Origin of the sequence: Aquirufa sp. (assembly GCF_044342065.1) — a bacterium.
Taxonomy (GTDB): Bacteria; Bacteroidota; Bacteroidia; order Cytophagales; family Spirosomataceae; genus Aquirufa.
The window spans coordinates 1-16,506 of sequence record NZ_JBIIQN010000038.1 but is presented as its reverse complement, the minus strand read 5'-3'; the positions used below and the strand labels follow the sequence as shown (position 1 = coordinate 16,506).

Genomic DNA, 16,506 nt, shown 5'->3' with positions numbered 1-16,506 from the left:
TTGGAGGATTTTTTGTAGAGACGCGAGGTATCGCGTCTCTACAATGGTCTTGTTTATTAAGACGCGAGGTATCGCGTCTCTACAATACCCTAAAACAAAAAACCTACTCAGTTTCCTAAGTAGGTTTTTGTCGATTTATGTACCTGGGATGGGAATCGAACCCATACGAGCGTTTCGGCTCACAGGATTTTAAGTCCTGCGTGTCTACCAGTTCCACCACCCAGGCAGCCCTGTAAAACTTAAAAGCACCTAGAGGTGCCTTCTCGTTTTGAGCGAAAGACGGGGTTCGAACCCGCGACCTCGACCTTGGCAAGGTCGCGCTCTACCAGCTGAGCTACTTTCGCGTTTTGTGGGTACAAAAGTAGGACCTTAAAGTTATTTATGCAAGAATCTAGGCAAAATTCCTTAAAAAATCTTAATTTTAGTCTTTTAAAATCAGCAAATGAGCATCAACAAACTTGATCAAATTGATCATAGATTATTGGAAATTCTTCAGCAAAATGCGAAGATTACGAACGCCCAATTATCCAAGGAAATTGGCCTATCTCCAGCACCTACCTTGGAGCGCGTAAAGAAATTAGAAGCCTTGGGAATTATACAAAGTTACCATGCGCAAGTAGATCGTGACAAAATAGGCTTAGGGGTTAGCACCTTCGTTACGGTGACTTTGACGGGACACAAAAAACAGGTAACGGAATCGTTTGTTAACCAAATAAACCTTATACCAGAAGTAATCGAATGCCATCATGTGACAGGATCTGGTGATTTTATGTTGAAGATTATTTCCAAAGATATTTCTACCTACCAAAAATTGATGTTGGAAAAAATCAACGAAATCGAAGAGGTGGCCGCTACCTCCACCATGGTGATTCTTTCAAGTTTTAAAGAGAGTAAAGTACTGCCGATTCCTTGATTATAAGCGGTTCATGAACTGCGGAATCATTCGGTTTTTCCACGCGGTAAAGGTGCCTGCTTGGATTTCTTTGCGGGCTTCACCCACCATCCACAGGTAAAAACGGAGGTTGAAAACGCTGGCAATCATGGGGCCCAACAGCTCTTCACAACGTATCAGGTGCCGTAAATAGGCTTTAGTATATTGCCCATGTATATCGTCTGCGAAGAATGGATCGATCACCGAAAAGTCCGACTTCCACTTTTCGTTTTTGATATTGATAAATCCTTGGGTGGTGAAAATCATGCCATTGCGCGCATTCCGAGTCGGCATGACACAATCAAACATGTCGATTCCGAGACCGATTCCTTCCAAAATATTTGCCGGAGTGCCCACTCCCATTAAATAACGGGGCTTGTCTTTGGGTAAAATGTCGGTTACTTCATCCGCCATTTTATACATATCCTCCACAGGTTCCCCCACGGAAAGCCCTCCAATCGCATTCCCCAAAGCGCCTTTTGAAGCGATGTATTCCGCTGAAACTTTACGTAAGTCTGAGAATACACTCCCTTGTACAATGGGAAAAAGGGTTTGATCGTAGCCGTATTTTGGCGAAGTTTCTTCGAAACGGGTAATGCAACGGTCCAACCAACGATGCGTCATGTCCATCGACTTGCGTGCATATTCGTAGGTACATGGATAGGGCGTACATTCATCAAACGCCATGATGATATCAGCCCCAATCGTGCGCTGAATATCCATCACGCCTTCTGGACTGAAAAAGTGCGTACTGCCGTCGATGTGCGACTTGAATTTGACGCCTTCCTCTTGTATTTTCCGACCGGTTCCTGCCAACGAATACACTTGATAGCCGCCTGAATCGGTTAATATCGGTTTGTCCCAACCATTAAACTTGTGCAATCCGCCCGCTGCTTCGATGACATCGAGGCCTGGTCGGAGGTATAAATGGTAGGTGTTTCCCAAAATGATTTGGGCATTAATGGGTTTTGAAAGTTCCGAAATATGAACGGCTTTGACGGTACCTGCGGTACCCACTGGCATGAAAATGGGGGTTTCAATCACCCCGTGATCTGTCTCCAATCTCCCTGCCCGCGCCTTTGAATTCGGGTCTAACTTTTCAATTTCGAATTTCATGCGGCAAAGGTACGGAAAAAGTCAGTAAACAGTTGTCAGTAGACAGTGGTCAGTCCGGAGGGTTTTGTAGAGACGCGATACCTCGCGTCTATTATTTTTTTATTATAACCCCATACTTCAGTCTGGGGAATCGACGCTGAAAAAGCGTCTCAAACTTTGGCAATCCTGAAAGGTTTACCAAAGAGGCGTAGTGTCACGTCTCTACAATCCAACGTCCAACGTCCAGCGTCTAACGTCCAGCGTCTAATTTTCCACTTTCATCACTCCATTCATAATCCGCCAGTGTCCCGGAAAGGTACATAAGAACGGATAATTACCCGGTACGCTCGGTGCCTTGAAGACTACTTTTACCCGTCCATCTGATTCCACCAATGGTGTGAATGCCAATACTTCTGGCATCGCCGGAATGTAGTTTTTCGCTGCCCCATCAGCTGCCGTGATCATTTTGTCTGCCGCCAATCCAATTTTTTCCTGGCTGCCCAAAGCTCCCAACACCCAGTTGTGCTGCATCGCATCTACGTTTTCAAAAATCAATTCTACCGTTGCGCCTGCTGGAACCTTGAATTCCGCTGGGCTGTATTTCATCGCTTCCTTGATGGTTTGAATCGTGATTTTGACCACTTTCCCTTTGGCCTCTGTACTTGGGATTTCAATCTTCCAAGCATTCGCCAAACGCTCCCACATCTCCACATCCTGTGGACGCACAACTTTGGACAAAGCCATGAAATATGCCTTGCTTTCAACAGATAAATCTGCCGCACGCTTCGCATTCCATGTGCCTGCCGCACCCTTCATCGCCACGCCCATCGCAATGCTTTCCGGGTTAGTGATTAAGCGTAATTTGTCAACCACCTGATTAGCCGTCCATTCTGTAGCTCCAGCACGGAAGATTTTCTCCACCATGTAGCTCGATAAAGTTGATGTATTATTCACTGTGATGGCTTGTCGGTATGCGTTATTTCCACGATTTGATTCGGCAATAGTTGCTTTAGGATCCAACGCAATTTCCATCGTATAGTTACCTGCGTTTTCTGCAGTCCAACCCAAATTCCCAGTCCAAGGACCGTTGTTATTTTTCACTACGGAAATCGTTTCGCCAGGGGCTATCCCATCTTTGAAGGTATAGGATTCTAAGTCTACCCGACTCCCCATGCCTTCAATTTTTACCGTTAATGGCACCGGAATTTCTTTCGCCAAAGCCTGTGTTCCGCGATTTTTCACGCGAATTACAAAGCTGGCTCCTTCACGTAATTTGAAGTTGCCGCCCTTTACTTGTACTTCTTCTACGACTAAATCAATCCCAGTTGTAGACCCATCCACCGATGGATTTTTTAAGTCTTTGGCTAATTTCTCAGCAACCGTCTGTGCCGATTTTGCGCCCTCCGAACGAATGATTCCTTCGATGCGTGTTTGATTTGCCGACATCGCCCAAGCCGTCAAAGCATCTGGAATCCAGCGGTCCTCGTTTTGTTGGCTTGCCGCAATTTTTTTCATCACAGCGGTTTCAATCGCTGGACTATTGGGCATTTCACTCAAGGCCAAAATCGTATTTAAAACAACCAAGGAATCGCGGTCATTCAATAAACCATTCGATAAGAGCGCTTTCGCCCCTGCTTCTGTACGTGGTATAACTTGCACCGCTTGCTTGCGAACCGCCGCGCTTTGATTACGCAAGGCTTTCACGTTCACATCGAATGGCAAGGCGTTCAACCCTTCCAATGTTCTTAACGCATGAATCGCGCCAGGCGCCAATCCAATTTCATCCACACGCGCGGAAGAAACAAGCGCGATTAATGCCGGAACAACATCTTTGTTTCCTCGTTCTACCAATAAACGTTGGGCAGATAAGCGCCAAAACAAGTTGTTGCTAGACAAAGCCTTCACACAACCTGCAGGTGTACTTAAATCTTCTGGTGTGTATGCCGGCGCTTTGTTATACCCAATCCGGTAGATACGGCCATGCGTAAAGTCACGCAAATCCGTGTCGTAGGCATTACCACCCCCATTTTTAAATCCTTGCGGAACCGGGTTGTGCTGAATGATGTATGAATACCAATCTGCCACCCAAACAGCCCCATCCGGACCCACTTGCGCGAAGACAGGGGATACCCATTCGTCTGCCCCGGCCATTAAATTAAAGGCCTCTTGATCACTAAAATCAGAGCCCTTCGCAACTTGTCGGTTCTGGTGAATCACGTGACCTGTCGGTTCTGAAACGAAAGCTATTTGGTTCCAATAGCTCTTTGGAAAAGCCCTCGCCGTATAAAAATTATGTCCCGCGGCAGCTGTAAATCCACCAAATACGTCCACCTGGCGCACCTTTTGGGTAATCGTCCGCATGTCTTTATGGGTATCCGTATTTTTGGACCCGTTCAAGGACATTGGTGCACGCCAAATGTTGCGGTGCGGTATCGGCATATACCAACCGTGTGCATTGTTGGCCGTAGAACCAAACACATCGCCCGCTTCATTGAAATCAAATCCCCAGGTGTTATTTGACGTCGTCGTCATGTGTTCCATTTTCGAACCATCAGGTTTGAAACGGAAGAATGCTTGCGCGAATTGCAAGGAATCCGCACCTACTTTTCCTTTGTATCCTGAATATCCGATACATCCCCAAATCCAGTTGTCAAACCCATAATGTAAATTCGAAGGCCCAGCGTGCGTATCACCTGTACCAAACCCCGTAAATAAAACCTTACGCTCATCGGCCTTGTCATCACCATCCGTATCTTTCAAGAAAATCATGTGTGGCGCCTGTGAAATAATCATACCCCCGTTAGCGAAAACCATACCGGTAGGGATGCTTAAACCGTCAGCCCATTTGGTAAATTTATCTGCTTTCCCATCCTTATTTGTGTCTTCACACAATAAGATATAATCACTTCCGCCCGTTTCTTTCCGCTCGTTTGGATAGTCTTTAGTAATCAACACATACAAACGTCCTTTGTGATCCCAAGCCATGGCGATCGGGTGCATAACATTCGGTTCAGCCGCAAATAATTGTAAGTTGAAGTCCACCGGCACCTGAATAAATTTCGCCGATTCCTCCGGACTCAAAGGTAATTGTTGCATTTGCGGGCCCTCCCTTTTTTCGTAATTGGGCAAATTTGCCTCGCGGTATTTTAAAGTTGGCAAATTCAAAGCGGTCAAAATCGCACGTTTTTCAGCTCCTACGGCATGTAATATCCCTTGGGTAATCAAGTCTTGAAAACCCGTTGTATTCCACGTTCTTTCATCATGGCCATAAGCCGTGTAAAATACATTTCCTTTTCCGTAGGTACGAGTCCAAGTATAGGGTTCTGTGGTTGCGCCTGGTTTGTCTTTCGCCTGTTCTGGTCCAATAATCCGACTCTGCCAAATCTGATTGTCGGCTTGTAATTGACTATGCAAATACGTCTCGTCCACCGTCTTGATTTGAACCGTCGTATTCGCCTCATTTTTCACACGAATCGAATCCATGCCATGGCGCCAAAATTGCCCACCAACCATCTTCACAAATTCCTTCGAATTACGGAAGTTGAAAGACGCACAGTGTATCGCCACCAAGCCATGTCCGTTGGCCACATAAGCCAATAACGCTTTTTCCTGAGCTGCAGGAATCGAATCGTGGTTTGCAAAGATGACCAAAGCGTCAAATTTATTCAAATACGTGGGATTCAAGTCTTTCAGTGATTCCGTGTAGGTGATGTTCATTCCTTTGACACCCACGGCCGACTGCAATGCTGGCAGTCGATCAAAAGGTTTGTGGTGTCCTTTGTCTCCTAAAAAGAGTAGCTCGAGTCTGCGGCCGGTTTGGGCTTGCAGCGCGAATTGAGACAAAAATAGGCAAGCAATCAGTAATAAACGCATGGCTTAAAATTTAGGTATTTCAATGATTTTTCCACCTTGTAGGGCAGATTCGTGGGCTAAAATGCCGACAGAGGTCCAGTTGGCCGACTGCGGTGCATTCGGGAATGGATCGCGATCAGTGGCTAATGCTTGTAAGAATTCATTCACCAAATGGGGGTGAGAACCGCCGTGTCCTCCCCCTTGGGTGAAGGATAAGTGCGTATTGTCATCCTCGTCATAGACACCTTTGGTGGTAAATTTTTGGATTTCTTCTGGTAAATAATGTGCGAAATCTGGCGTAGGAACTTTCGTTGGTATTTCGGGCTCTGGTTTTTTGGCGGTGTGTACGACCAATTCTTCGCCTTCGATTAATGGCCATTCCGCGGATTTTTTGGATCCATAAACCTCGAAACTTTCGCGGTATTGACGGGCTACATCGAACAGCGAACGGTAGACCATCGCGCTTAAATCCGAATCACGGAATTTGATGTGCGCCGACTCCACAGCAAATGGGGAATTGTAATGTTGGATCAGTTCCTCGCGGATCGTTCCGGAACCAAAACAGGACACATATTCCGCCTCCAAGCGCAATAAACCCGCTACCGGACCCACGCAATGCGTCGCGTAGTGCATCGGAGGAAGACCTGGCCAATAATCCGGCCAGCCGTCCATGTCTTGTTGGTGAGACGCTTTCAAGAACTGAATTTTCCCTAATTCTCCCTTCTCATATAGTTCTTTGATGTATAAAAATTCGCGGGCATAGACCACGGTTTCCATCATCATGTATTTTTTGCCCATGCGTTTGCTCGCCTCGACAATCGCCTTACATTCTTCCACGGTGGTAGCCATTGGAACGGTACAAGCAACGTGTTTGCCAGCGTTTAGCGCCTTCAAGGTTTGCTCGGCATGCAGGTGAATGGGGGAGTTGATATGTACCACATCGACGTTCGGGTCTTGAATTAATTTCTCAAAATCCGTGTAACGGGTTTCAATCCCATATGCATCGCCGATTGAATTAAGTTTGTCTTCGTTTCTTTGGCAAATGGCATACATATTGGCCAAAGGGTGTTTCAGATAAATCGGGATGAATTCGGCTCCAAATCCTAGGCCGACGATGGCTACGTTGTATTTTTTCATAGGTTGTATGTAGAGACGCGATACTTCGCGTCTGTTTTTATTTTTCACTCATCAGGAATCGACGCTGAAAAAGCGTCTCAAACTTTGGCAATCCTTGAAGGTTTGCCAAAGAGTAACTATCCAATCGACATCAAATGCCGATACGATTTCTCGATCAACTCGCGTTCATTCTCAAACATTTTACGCCAAATATGGGCGGCAGGCAGTTTAATCCCAAAGGATTCCACGACAATCCAGCCTTGATAATTCAATTCGCCTAATGTAATAAGTAGTCCGGAAATATCTACCTGCCCTTGTCCTAAAATTCCGCGCGTACTTTCGGATATTTGAATATGAGGGGTTACATCCACAATGCGTTTCAGCGCTTCGGATGTGTTTTTTTCCTCGATGTTGGCATGAAATGTATCGTACATGATGCGCACGTTTGGATGGTCGATTTTCCTGACTAAGGCATACAATTCATCGGCACAGGATACCAAATAACTCTCGAAGCGATTGAGGTATTCCAAGCAGATTGTGATGTTTTTAGATGCGGCATAATTGGCCGCTTCGCGTACGCCATCCACGGCCCAACTGATTTCTTGTTCGGTGGCGGGTTTACCGGTAAACACGCCTAAAGCGGAGTGAATCGGTCCTGAAATATAGGGGGATCCTAAGTAAGCGGCAATGTCAATGGTGGCTTTGATGTATTCCAAACCCGCTTTGCGCACTGCTGCATCGGGGGAAATTAAGTTCTCGTTGGGCCCAGCAATTCCACAGGCAAAAATCTGCAAACCGAGCCGATCAGCCTCGTTTTTCCAAGCCTCCCAGTGTGCTAAATCCGTGTTAAATATGGGGATTTCAATGCCTTGATAGCCGGTTTCGGCGATGAAGGCTAATTCGGATAATACGTTCTGATCCATCTCCGGCCCGTAAACGAGCAGGTTCATTGCGATGGGATGTTTCATGTTGAATAGGTTTGTGGGGCAAGATAAGAAAAATTTAGACTATGGACGTTGGTCCTTGGACGTTGGAGTATTTTTTGTGGAGAAGCGATGCTTCGCGACTATTTTCCTGATTTGTAGAGACGCAATACTTTGCGTCTTTTATTTTTTAGACGCGAGGTATCGCGTCTCTACGGTTTGTGGTTTTAGACGCGAGGTGTCGCGTCTCTACGATTTGTGGTTTTAGACGCGAGGTATCGCGTCTCTACAGTTTAGGGAATCGACGCAGAAAATGCGTATCTACGGTTTTGTGTTTATTCGCTGCCGCTGGATTTCGGCAAAGAATTTCCGTAGGGTGGTGGGGCTGATGCGGCGGGCGACAATTTCGCCTTCGCGGTTTAGTAGGAAAAACACGGGGTTTGTGAAGGCATCATATTGAGTACGGATGTCTGAGATGTTGGGTAGCTCCACGTGGACAGCGTTACTCGTGATTTTATAGTCGGAGATGAATTTACGCCAAGTGGCTTTCGGTACGCCCGGTTCGTTGCAGACGTAGAATCGGCCTAAGCTAAGATTTAAGCGGCTTTCGATGAATTTCATTGTGCTATCCATTTCGGGCACTTCTTTTTGGCAATGATCGCAAGTAGGGGCGTAAAATGCCAATAGGGTATAGTCGTTTAAACGAGCAAAGGCATCCAAATCTTGCTTAACTCCTGCAGTGTCCGGTAAACTAATTGTGGGACTCTTGGCAACGCTTAGCGTCGCTTGAAGTCGCTTGGCCTCATCAATGAAAGCCGATTTTTGGGCGGATTGCGGAAAAGGGCAATTTCCTTTTTCGACGTAAGTATTGACAAACTTGACGAAGCCTTCTGTGTTGTTTTGCACATTCCGGTTGCGCATGATTTGTGCAAAGTAGTCGAAAACGTAGGGATAGGATTTCGATTGGCAGTTGACCTTTTTCAGAATAATATCGATGCCTTTTAGTAGCGAATCAGCCTGCGTGGGATAGTAGCCCATGTACTCTGTCAAGAGATCTTTATAGTTTGGAATAAAAAGCAGTTTGTTGGTATTAAAATCCAAGCCTTTGATAAACTGTGCACGTGCGGCATAATTTTTTTTGTCGGGTACGGATCCATCAAGGCGATTCAAAGCAGAGAAATAGATGTGCAGCACTTCCGAAGGGTTTAGCTTAGGTAAGGCTTTTGTTCGAAAAGCTTTTAAAGCGCTGGTTTTATCTTTGAAGAATGCGGCCTTATCGCTGTAGCTAAACTTCCGACCCCGAGCGATTTCAACTGCATAGAGCGAATCGATAACGCGGAATGATTTTTCGAGTTTTTGGTATTGGATGAAGACCTGATTGCGCGGGTTGGTTGATTGTATTTCATTTCCTGAAATCGTTAAGCTGAGTTTGTCGTTATTTTCGAGGATGAAGTAATGTCGCTTTTTGCTTTTGTCTAATTGGAAATAGTATATGCCGCCTACGATGGGTTTCGTGGATTGAAGGACGATGTTTTTTTTAGCGATTCGAATGGTGTCTTTTGGGAAATAATTTTTGTCATCGAAAACTACTCCGCGCAGGTAGGCGATACTGTCTTGTTTGGTATTTATCTGCAGATTGATGCGGTATTGGGCTTGCGTCGTTAGACTGACGAATAGAAACAAAGCAAGGTAAAAAGGACGCATATACAATTCGGTTGATATCCTGCAAATTTCCGTTTTATTATTGAATTATTCTTAGAAGCTACGATTTTATTTTGTCAAGAATCTGTGTTTTTGGGCATTTTAGGCCATTTAGGGAAGGTTTTTTGTCAAAAATATGTCGAAACACTTTTTGTTTACAGGCCTTTCGTGACGAAAGAATTTAATTTGTTTGTATTTAATGCTTCATGCATGAAATGTTATCGATTACGAGATCAAAACCGAATTGTTTTCTTAATGGGTTCTCAGGTAGAACGTATCGAAAAAAACTATTCAACAGAGCGCCGCCGTCTATCGATAGATTTTCAAATGACCGACCAAAATAATCAGAGCCTAGAGCTTCTGTTGGACGATGAAGCCTATACCCTGTTTGAAATACGTTGGCAGCGTTTTCAAAACTCTGATGAAATCTTTTTTGATTTTGCAGAATTTCAATAGCATTTCATATTAAAGAATATAATTTAGAACACGGAGTAAGTAAAACCCTGGTGATTTTTTCACTAGGGTTTTTTGTTTATTCCCGCATAAGTTTACCTTTGAAGCTAATTGAACAAAACCCTTGAACTTACCAATAAAATAAACTTGTGCTAACACTGGTTGAATTTTTCTATGATTTCGTTGTTTCCACGCTCGTGGCAATATTCGGGCTGCATTTAATTTTCAAGAAAGGTCTATTGGCTTCTAAATTTTTAGGTCTTTTTTTTATCATTTTTTGTTCGCGGATTGTATTGGCCTATTTTGCTACAGGTGGCAGAATTGTCGAGTTCCCTCATCTATTCTATATCGGATCTCCTGTACATTTTTTAGGCCCCCCCGTAGGTTTTCTTTTTGTGTATTACATGTTGTACCCACGAACTCCATTTATTCGCTGGCACGCCATTTTTTTTCTTCCCTTTTTTCTTCATTTGGTGGAATTAATACCGTTTTATTTGGCTCCCGCTGAAGTTAAAATGGCAGAGATTCAATTGGTCTTGAAGTACAAATCGTTGGTAAATTATCCAGGAAACATTTCTTTTTTTTCAATTAAGTTTTTGTCTTTCCTTAAGGTTGTTTCGGGTTTGGGGTATGCCATTGCGTCCATGGTGCTTGTCTTGATTTTTATCAATAAAAGCACCAAAGATTTTTATCAGAGAAATCGATTTATAGTGAATTGGCTGCTGGCCCACAGTTCCTTAACGCTGCTTACCCTTGTATTTGTCATTGCGTACTTAGTTGGCTGGATTGGCTTTAATAACCTTCGCTTTTCGTATGCAGATTTGTTGATGCATTTAGCGTCTTTTGTTAATTTGGGTATTGTGCTTTACCGCCCAGCGCTGTTGGATGGGGTGACGTTTAAGGCATTGGTTTTAAGGTTACAGGAAGATGAAAGGATCCCTGAGCCTGATGAGCAGGCAGAAAAGTTACAGAAATATGAAAAATATGCCGCGCGTTTAGAGGCATATTTTGCGGATGAAAAACCGTTTTTGGATCCGGATTTGAACCTAGAAAAAACAGCGACGAAATTACAGATTTCGACCAAGTCGCTTTCGCGGACGACGAGTTACATTTACCAATTAGGCTATCCAGATTTTGTCAATTCGTGGCGAATCAATTACATCGTAGAGCAAAGAAAATACGATCAAAAATGGCAGAGCTATTCGCAAGATATGTTGGCGGAGTTAAGCGGTTTTGGCTCACGGCAAGGTTTGCATAATGCAGTTCAACGGCTCCACGGCACGACTCCAGCGCTGTTTTTTACCAGCAAGGAACAGAACTCCTAAGTGTCCAACTTTTGTGTTGGGCATTTTTTGTTACAAATTATTTTGTCCAATTTTTGTTCATTTAGTTCCCTAATCCGGTGTTCTAGTTATGTTAAATGTTGGTTCGCTTTATGCCTTTTCCTTGGTAAGCTCACTTTGTGTGCTTTTTGGACTGAACTTTTTATTTCGAAAAGGTAATCTTGTTGTCGCCAAAGTACTTGCTGTTCAGTTTTTGTTGCTCGGGTATTTAATGGTTGCAGCTTATTTTCTATTGCCAGAAAATATCATCGAAACGCCCTATTTCTTTAGAACTTTAGCTCCTCTCTTCTATACATTTCCACCCCTAAACTTTATGTTTATGTGGCATTTACTTCACCCAAGGGCCAAGTTCAACAAAAAGCATCTATTTTTTTTCATTCCATTTCTGATTCAATTAGTTGAAAATGCGCCATTTTATCTGAGTTCGAAGCAAACGAAGATAGAAGAGATTAAATGGATGTTAGGGCAAGGGGACTATTTTGCCTTCAGTGAGCGATTTATGTGGTTTGATCCCATTTGCCATGTTTATGCGAAGTTTGCGATGTATCTGATTTTCTATGTCGCGATGGTGTATTATTATATTCGCTTCCGACGCGCAAAAGAAAATCAGATTTTATTCCAAAAAGGAAGTTTTCATTATTGGATTATCGGTGTTTTCGTTTTTCGCATCTGTACGATTTATTACATTTGGTACACGTTCATTTTCACGGACAATGGCAAGGCATCCTTTATTCCCATTGATTATTTATTGATTGCGGAATTTGTTTTTCACCTGTTCTACCTAGCCGTTAATCCCAAATTATTGGATGTTCAAATCTTAGCCGAGCAGCTAAAAGGGCAAGAGCCTGAGCCTAAAACAGAGCAGGAAATTGTTCGGGCGGAGAAGGAAGATGAGCGGCTGTTGGCCCTTGCCGACAAGGTTGAAGAGTATTTTAAGACGACAGAGGTGTTTTTGAATTCCCAACTATCCGCGGAATTGTTGGGATCCTTAACGGGACATCCGCATCGGATGATTGGCCAGGCCATTAAGTTAAAACACAATATCTCGTTCCGGGACTTCCTGAATAATTACCGAATTGCCTACATCGAGGAGCAGTTGGCCAACCCCGACTTCTTAGCAAAATCATCCATTGAAGCCATTGCGGAGGCATCGGGTTTTGGTTCGCGTCAAAGTTTTTATACGGCTTTTCGCAAGGCCAAAGGCTGTACGCCCAAGGAGTATTTCAGCTCCAAAATAGGTTAATTCATTCGTCCAATTTCTGTCAGGTGCATTTTTCTTGACACATCCCCAAGGTTCATTTTTATTTATTTGTTTGCCGGATTTTACATGTAAGGGGATCTGAGCGCGCAACTTAGTTTTAAAAATGTTTGCCCTGTATGAAGAACGTTCACCCAAAAACGTTTGGTTTTGCGCTCGCGCAAGTCTTGTTTTTTATTGTTCTAAATTTAAGCTTTAGTCCAAATGCATTTGGTCAAAACACCGCGCCGACTGCCGACTTTGACGGCGATGGGATAATCAACTCCATTGACTTAGATGATGACAATGACGGGATACCTGATACGGACGAATACTGTAAGTCTACTATACTATTGCCCGCGACGAATACCATTGCTACAATAACAGAGCAAAGGGTTCCTACGGGTTGGACCATTACGAATTCATCTCCCGATATTGCAACAACGGCATCTTCCGTTTATAGTGGATGGCAAGGAGGTTGTACGGGAGTGGCACCTGCTGCACCCAATGGCCACACTTCGTGGGTCAACTTTTATTCAAATACACAAGAAGCATTTAAAACAACCATTACAGGTTTAACGGTTGGCAAGACCTACATCCTAAAAGCCTTTTATGCCAAATTCGCTGCAACACCGGCTTTAGGTAGAATTACGGTTAAATTAGGAACAACCGTCATCGATCAGTATACCCCTACGTTGGGTTGCGGCTGGGAAACGCGCTTTATTACATTTATAGCTGGATCAACCAGCGAGGAATTACAATTCCAAAATACCGGCTTAGCATCGCCCATGCAAAATGCCAGTGTTTCTATTTCAGCTGATCCTTTATACGAAGTATGTGATACGGATAATGATGGCTTGTCCAATCAGTTCGATTTAGACTCGGATGGCGATGGCTGTACCGACGCGAAAGAAGCGGGTGTTCCAGGAACTTTACGCAGCGGGGATGTAAAAAATGGTGCGAATGGTGGCGTGGTGACGACCACAACCAACATGACAGGTGCTATCGCCGGAGCGTTAAGTACCTATGGCGCGAACGGATTAGCCGATGATTTAGAGACGCTTGCCGAAAGTGGAATCTTAAAGTTCTTTTCGTCTTATTCAAATTATGCCTTATCCGCTAATTTAAATACCTGTACAGGTTTGGACTCAGATTCGGATGGAGTGTCGGATTTAATAGACATTGATGATGATAATGATGGGATTTTAGATTACACGGAAGGCTACAGTTGCTCGACTTTAACGAATGATGCGCAAATTTTCAATGATGCTGCTATCAAACAATTTAATCTAGTTGTCAATGGAGATTTTGAATTAGGAAATACTGGATTTACCACCACCTATACACCAGGAAATATTGGCGCCTGTGGGGCTTACATTGTATCGCCTTCTGGCTGGGCCTCCAGCGCAGGATCCTTGTCTGAAGGCAATGCTATGCAATTAAATGCCGACTGCGAAGCGCCATTTACTGCATTTTGGAGTCAAACAGTTACCGTTAAGCCTAATACGAACTACAGATTTGGATTTTCAATTAGACATGGTAATCCTGCACGCGTAAGTTATACGATTAATGGCGGGAGCCAACAAGGTAATTTTGGCACAACAGGAAGTTGGGTGTCGAGGCAAGCAACCATTAATTCGGGAAGCAGAACGACGATGGCCATTAGTCTTTTTGAAACGACAGGAGCTCCATCTTCTGCCGATTTTGGTGTGGATGATATCTTTTTAATTGAAATTCAGGATGTCTATTGCACGGGTGTTTTAGATACAGACAACGATGGAATTTTCAACCACCTCGACCTAGATTCAGATGGTGACGGCTGTCCTGATGCCACAGAATCAGGCGTATCAGGAACACTAAATTCCGGTTCTGTAAAAAATGGAATTAGCGGAGCTGTTACTTCTACGAATTCGATAGCTGGTGCGATTGCAGCAGGGTCTTATGGATCAAATGGACTGGCAAACGGCGTTGAAACGGTTGCAGATAATGGTGTGATTAATTACATCAATAATTATAGTCTCTATGCCCTAAATAATAGCTTTACTGTTTGTGCGGATACGGACGGAGATGGAATCAAAGACGTTTCAGATATTGACGATGATAATGATGGCGTTCTAGATGCCACAGAATCTCCATTTTGTTTCTATTCGTCAGGTGAATGGCTATCGGGTGCGCGACCAAGTATTCGCGTTTCGACACCATTATCCGTAAACGCCTCCTACAATCGTCCAAATGATTTAGTAGATGGAGACAACGGTACAGGAGCAGCAAGCTATGCCGTTATTTTTAATGCCACGTCAACGGCCGCCCGACCAGTTTATTCGTTTAACATGCCCATGCCGGTGGAGTTGAAAACCATATATCTTGGCTATATAAACGCGAATACCCACTTTAATGCGAATACGGTTTTACGCTTAGAAGCGTCAAATGATAATACCAGTTGGACCACTTTAGGCAATGGATATAATTTCGTCACCGCCGTTCCTGGTTTAGTTGGAACCATTAATGCAAATACCTTTACCGTAACACAAAATTCCGGGAAGTACCTGCACTACCGAATTTATTGGGTTTCCGGAGGAGGTATTAATAATACGGGTTATGCGAATGAAGTGTATTTTGAAACGTTGCCAACCTATCAAGCCAGCTTAAATCCGAAAGTCTCTTGTACCACCGATACCGATGCAGATGGTAAATTAAATCATCTGGATACCGATTCAGATGCGGATGGCTGTAGCGACGCACTGGAAGCTGGGGCGACTACGAGCACTACGGCCAACTTCCAATTCTCCTTTGTGAGTCCAACGAATGATGCGAATAACAATGGACTAATTGATACAAAAGAGGGAGCAACCGCCGGAACAATTAATTATGCCTCAAATTATGGATCCTTTGCAGTAGATGCAGCACTTAACGGGTGTTTGGATTCGGATAGCGATGGCGTGGGTGATGTCACTGACCTGGACGATGATAATGATGGAATATTAGATTTGGATGAATCACAGGATTGCGGAAGCAACGTTTTGATTACTCCGGTCTCTGCCACCTCAAGTCCGGTATTTGGCGGAAACACGGCAACTTCTACGATTGACGGTTCTGGTTTTTTTGGTTCTGGACTTTCCGCAACGGTAACAGCACCTTCGACGCTATCCGATGCTTGGTTATTAAAGGAACCGCTTACCTCAGGATTTATTGAATATACGTTAGCTGCTCGTGCTAATTTAGGCGGAGTGGTTTTATGGGCACCAGACGCAACAAATTATGGTGGAGGGGATGCGCCGCCCAAAGATTTTACGGTCGAAATCACCTTTAATAATGGTCAAGTATTTACAACCGGCGTTTACACAACGGCCCAACCCAATGGAAGTGGGTCACTACCAGGCGCACAGGTATTTAATTTCCCTCGTACGTTTAAAAATGTTACGAAACTAAAATTAAATATCTTGAATGGTTGGTATGATGTTAGTAATAACAGCCTTAACCAAGTAAGTACAGCTGGTCGAACCGTAGACGCGGCCTATAACATGTTTTTGGGGGAATTTAGAGCATTGTGCGGTTCAATAGACATGGATACGGATGGGGATGGAGTTCCCAATCGCCTAGATTTAGACTCCGATGGCGACGGTTGTGCGGATGCATTAGAAGCCGGAATATCTACTGCTTTATTAACCTCAGGGCAGGCCGTAAATCTAGTTGGCGCAACGATCACTTCTGGAACAACCACATCGACAATTCAGAACGCGGTTATTACTACAGTCACCTCGGCTTCAGCGACTTTTGGTCCTAATGGATTTGCGAATGCAGTGGAAACTGCTTCAGAAAGTGGACTATATAATGGAACCTATAACTACTCCTTTG

The 16,506-nt window shown here is 44.1% G+C and carries 9 protein-coding genes, 2 tRNA genes and 1 pseudogene; 5 read left to right on the top strand and 7 right to left on the bottom strand.

Annotation, left to right across the window (positions count from 1 at the left end):
- Nucleotides 1-140 precede the first annotated feature (140 nt).
- Nucleotides 141-226, bottom strand: a tRNA-Leu gene (locus tag ACIQZ2_RS10705).
- 45 nt (nucleotides 227-271) lie between these two features.
- Nucleotides 272-344: transfer RNA gene (locus ACIQZ2_RS10700), tRNA-Gly, on the bottom strand.
- A gap of 98 nt (nucleotides 345-442) precedes the next feature.
- Here ACIQZ2_RS10700 and ACIQZ2_RS10695 point away from each other — a divergent pair.
- The gene (locus ACIQZ2_RS10695) at nucleotides 443-913 is read left to right on the top strand and encodes an Lrp/AsnC family transcriptional regulator (protein WP_395768848.1); all 471 of its coding nucleotides are present in this window, start codon (nucleotides 443-445) and stop codon (nucleotides 911-913) included.
- Here the strand turns inward: ACIQZ2_RS10695 and tgt are convergent, their stop codons facing one another.
- The 5 genes from tgt to ACIQZ2_RS10670 all read right to left on the bottom strand — a co-directional run bounded on the left by tgt (nucleotide 914) and on the right by ACIQZ2_RS10670 (nucleotide 9,621).
- Nucleotides 914-2,047, bottom strand: coding sequence for a tRNA guanosine(34) transglycosylase Tgt (tgt, locus tag ACIQZ2_RS10690; RefSeq protein ID WP_395768847.1), 1,134 nt, complete (start codon nucleotides 2,045-2,047; stop codon nucleotides 914-916).
- Between the two features lie 243 nt (nucleotides 2,048-2,290).
- Nucleotides 2,291-5,899, bottom strand: coding sequence for a PVC-type heme-binding CxxCH protein (locus tag ACIQZ2_RS10685; RefSeq protein WP_395768846.1), 3,609 nt, complete (start codon nucleotides 5,897-5,899; stop codon nucleotides 2,291-2,293).
- Between the two features lie 3 nt (nucleotides 5,900-5,902).
- Nucleotides 5,903-7,015, bottom strand: a complete 1,113-nt coding sequence (locus ACIQZ2_RS10680; RefSeq protein ID WP_395768845.1) for a Gfo/Idh/MocA family protein — start codon at nucleotides 7,013-7,015, stop codon at nucleotides 5,903-5,905.
- A 116-nt stretch (nucleotides 7,016-7,131) separates the two neighbouring features.
- Nucleotides 7,132-7,962 (bottom strand): sugar phosphate isomerase/epimerase family protein, encoded by an 831-nt coding sequence (locus tag ACIQZ2_RS10675; protein ID WP_395768844.1) that lies wholly within the window; start codon nucleotides 7,960-7,962, stop codon nucleotides 7,132-7,134.
- A gap of 276 nt (nucleotides 7,963-8,238) precedes the next feature.
- Nucleotides 8,239-9,621, bottom strand: a complete 1,383-nt coding sequence (locus tag ACIQZ2_RS10670) for a peroxiredoxin family protein (protein ID WP_395768843.1) — start codon at nucleotides 9,619-9,621, stop codon at nucleotides 8,239-8,241.
- 207 nt (nucleotides 9,622-9,828) lie between these two features.
- Here ACIQZ2_RS10670 and ACIQZ2_RS10665 point away from each other — a divergent pair, with 207 nt between their 5' ends.
- From ACIQZ2_RS10665 to ACIQZ2_RS10650, 4 genes and pseudogenes are all read left to right on the top strand, one after another.
- Nucleotides 9,829-10,074, top strand: a complete 246-nt coding sequence (locus ACIQZ2_RS10665) for a hypothetical protein (protein WP_395768842.1) — start codon at nucleotides 9,829-9,831, stop codon at nucleotides 10,072-10,074.
- 512 nt (nucleotides 10,075-10,586) lie between these two features.
- Nucleotides 10,587-11,396 carry a hypothetical protein gene (locus ACIQZ2_RS10660; RefSeq protein WP_395768841.1) on the top strand — a complete coding sequence of 270 codons (810 nt, stop codon included), beginning with the start codon at nucleotides 10,587-10,589 and terminating at the stop codon, nucleotides 11,394-11,396.
- Between the two features lie 88 nt (nucleotides 11,397-11,484).
- The gene (locus ACIQZ2_RS10655) at nucleotides 11,485-12,657 is read left to right on the top strand and encodes a helix-turn-helix domain-containing protein (RefSeq protein ID WP_395768840.1); all 1,173 of its coding nucleotides are present in this window, start codon (nucleotides 11,485-11,487) and stop codon (nucleotides 12,655-12,657) included.
- A 134-nt stretch (nucleotides 12,658-12,791) separates the two neighbouring features.
- Nucleotides 12,792-16,506, top strand: a pseudogene (locus tag ACIQZ2_RS10650) (hypothetical protein); the annotation flags it as partial.

What these genes read in the sequence shown, in the direction of transcription:
- tgt (WP_395768847.1), bottom strand. Translation starts at nt 2,047, where the DNA reads ATGAAATTCGAAATTGAAAAGTTAGACCCGAATTCAAAGGCGCGGGCA.
- ACIQZ2_RS10685 (WP_395768846.1), bottom strand. Translation starts at nt 5,899, where the DNA reads ATGCGTTTATTACTGATTGCTTGCCTATTTTTGTCTCAATTCGCGCTG.
- ACIQZ2_RS10660 (WP_395768841.1), top strand. Translation starts at nt 10,587, where the DNA reads ATGGCAGAGATTCAATTGGTCTTGAAGTACAAATCGTTGGTAAATTAT.
- ACIQZ2_RS10695 (WP_395768848.1), top strand. Translation starts at nt 443, where the DNA reads ATGAGCATCAACAAACTTGATCAAATTGATCATAGATTATTGGAAATT.
- ACIQZ2_RS10670 (WP_395768843.1), bottom strand. Translation starts at nt 9,621, where the DNA reads ATGCGTCCTTTTTACCTTGCTTTGTTTCTATTCGTCAGTCTAACGACG.
- ACIQZ2_RS10665 (WP_395768842.1), top strand. Translation starts at nt 9,829, where the DNA reads ATGAAATGTTATCGATTACGAGATCAAAACCGAATTGTTTTCTTAATG.
- ACIQZ2_RS10680 (WP_395768845.1), bottom strand. Translation starts at nt 7,015, where the DNA reads ATGAAAAAATACAACGTAGCCATCGTCGGCCTAGGATTTGGAGCCGAA.
- ACIQZ2_RS10655 (WP_395768840.1), top strand. Translation starts at nt 11,485, where the DNA reads ATGTTAAATGTTGGTTCGCTTTATGCCTTTTCCTTGGTAAGCTCACTT.
- ACIQZ2_RS10675 (WP_395768844.1), bottom strand. Translation starts at nt 7,962, where the DNA reads ATGAAACATCCCATCGCAATGAACCTGCTCGTTTACGGGCCGGAGATG.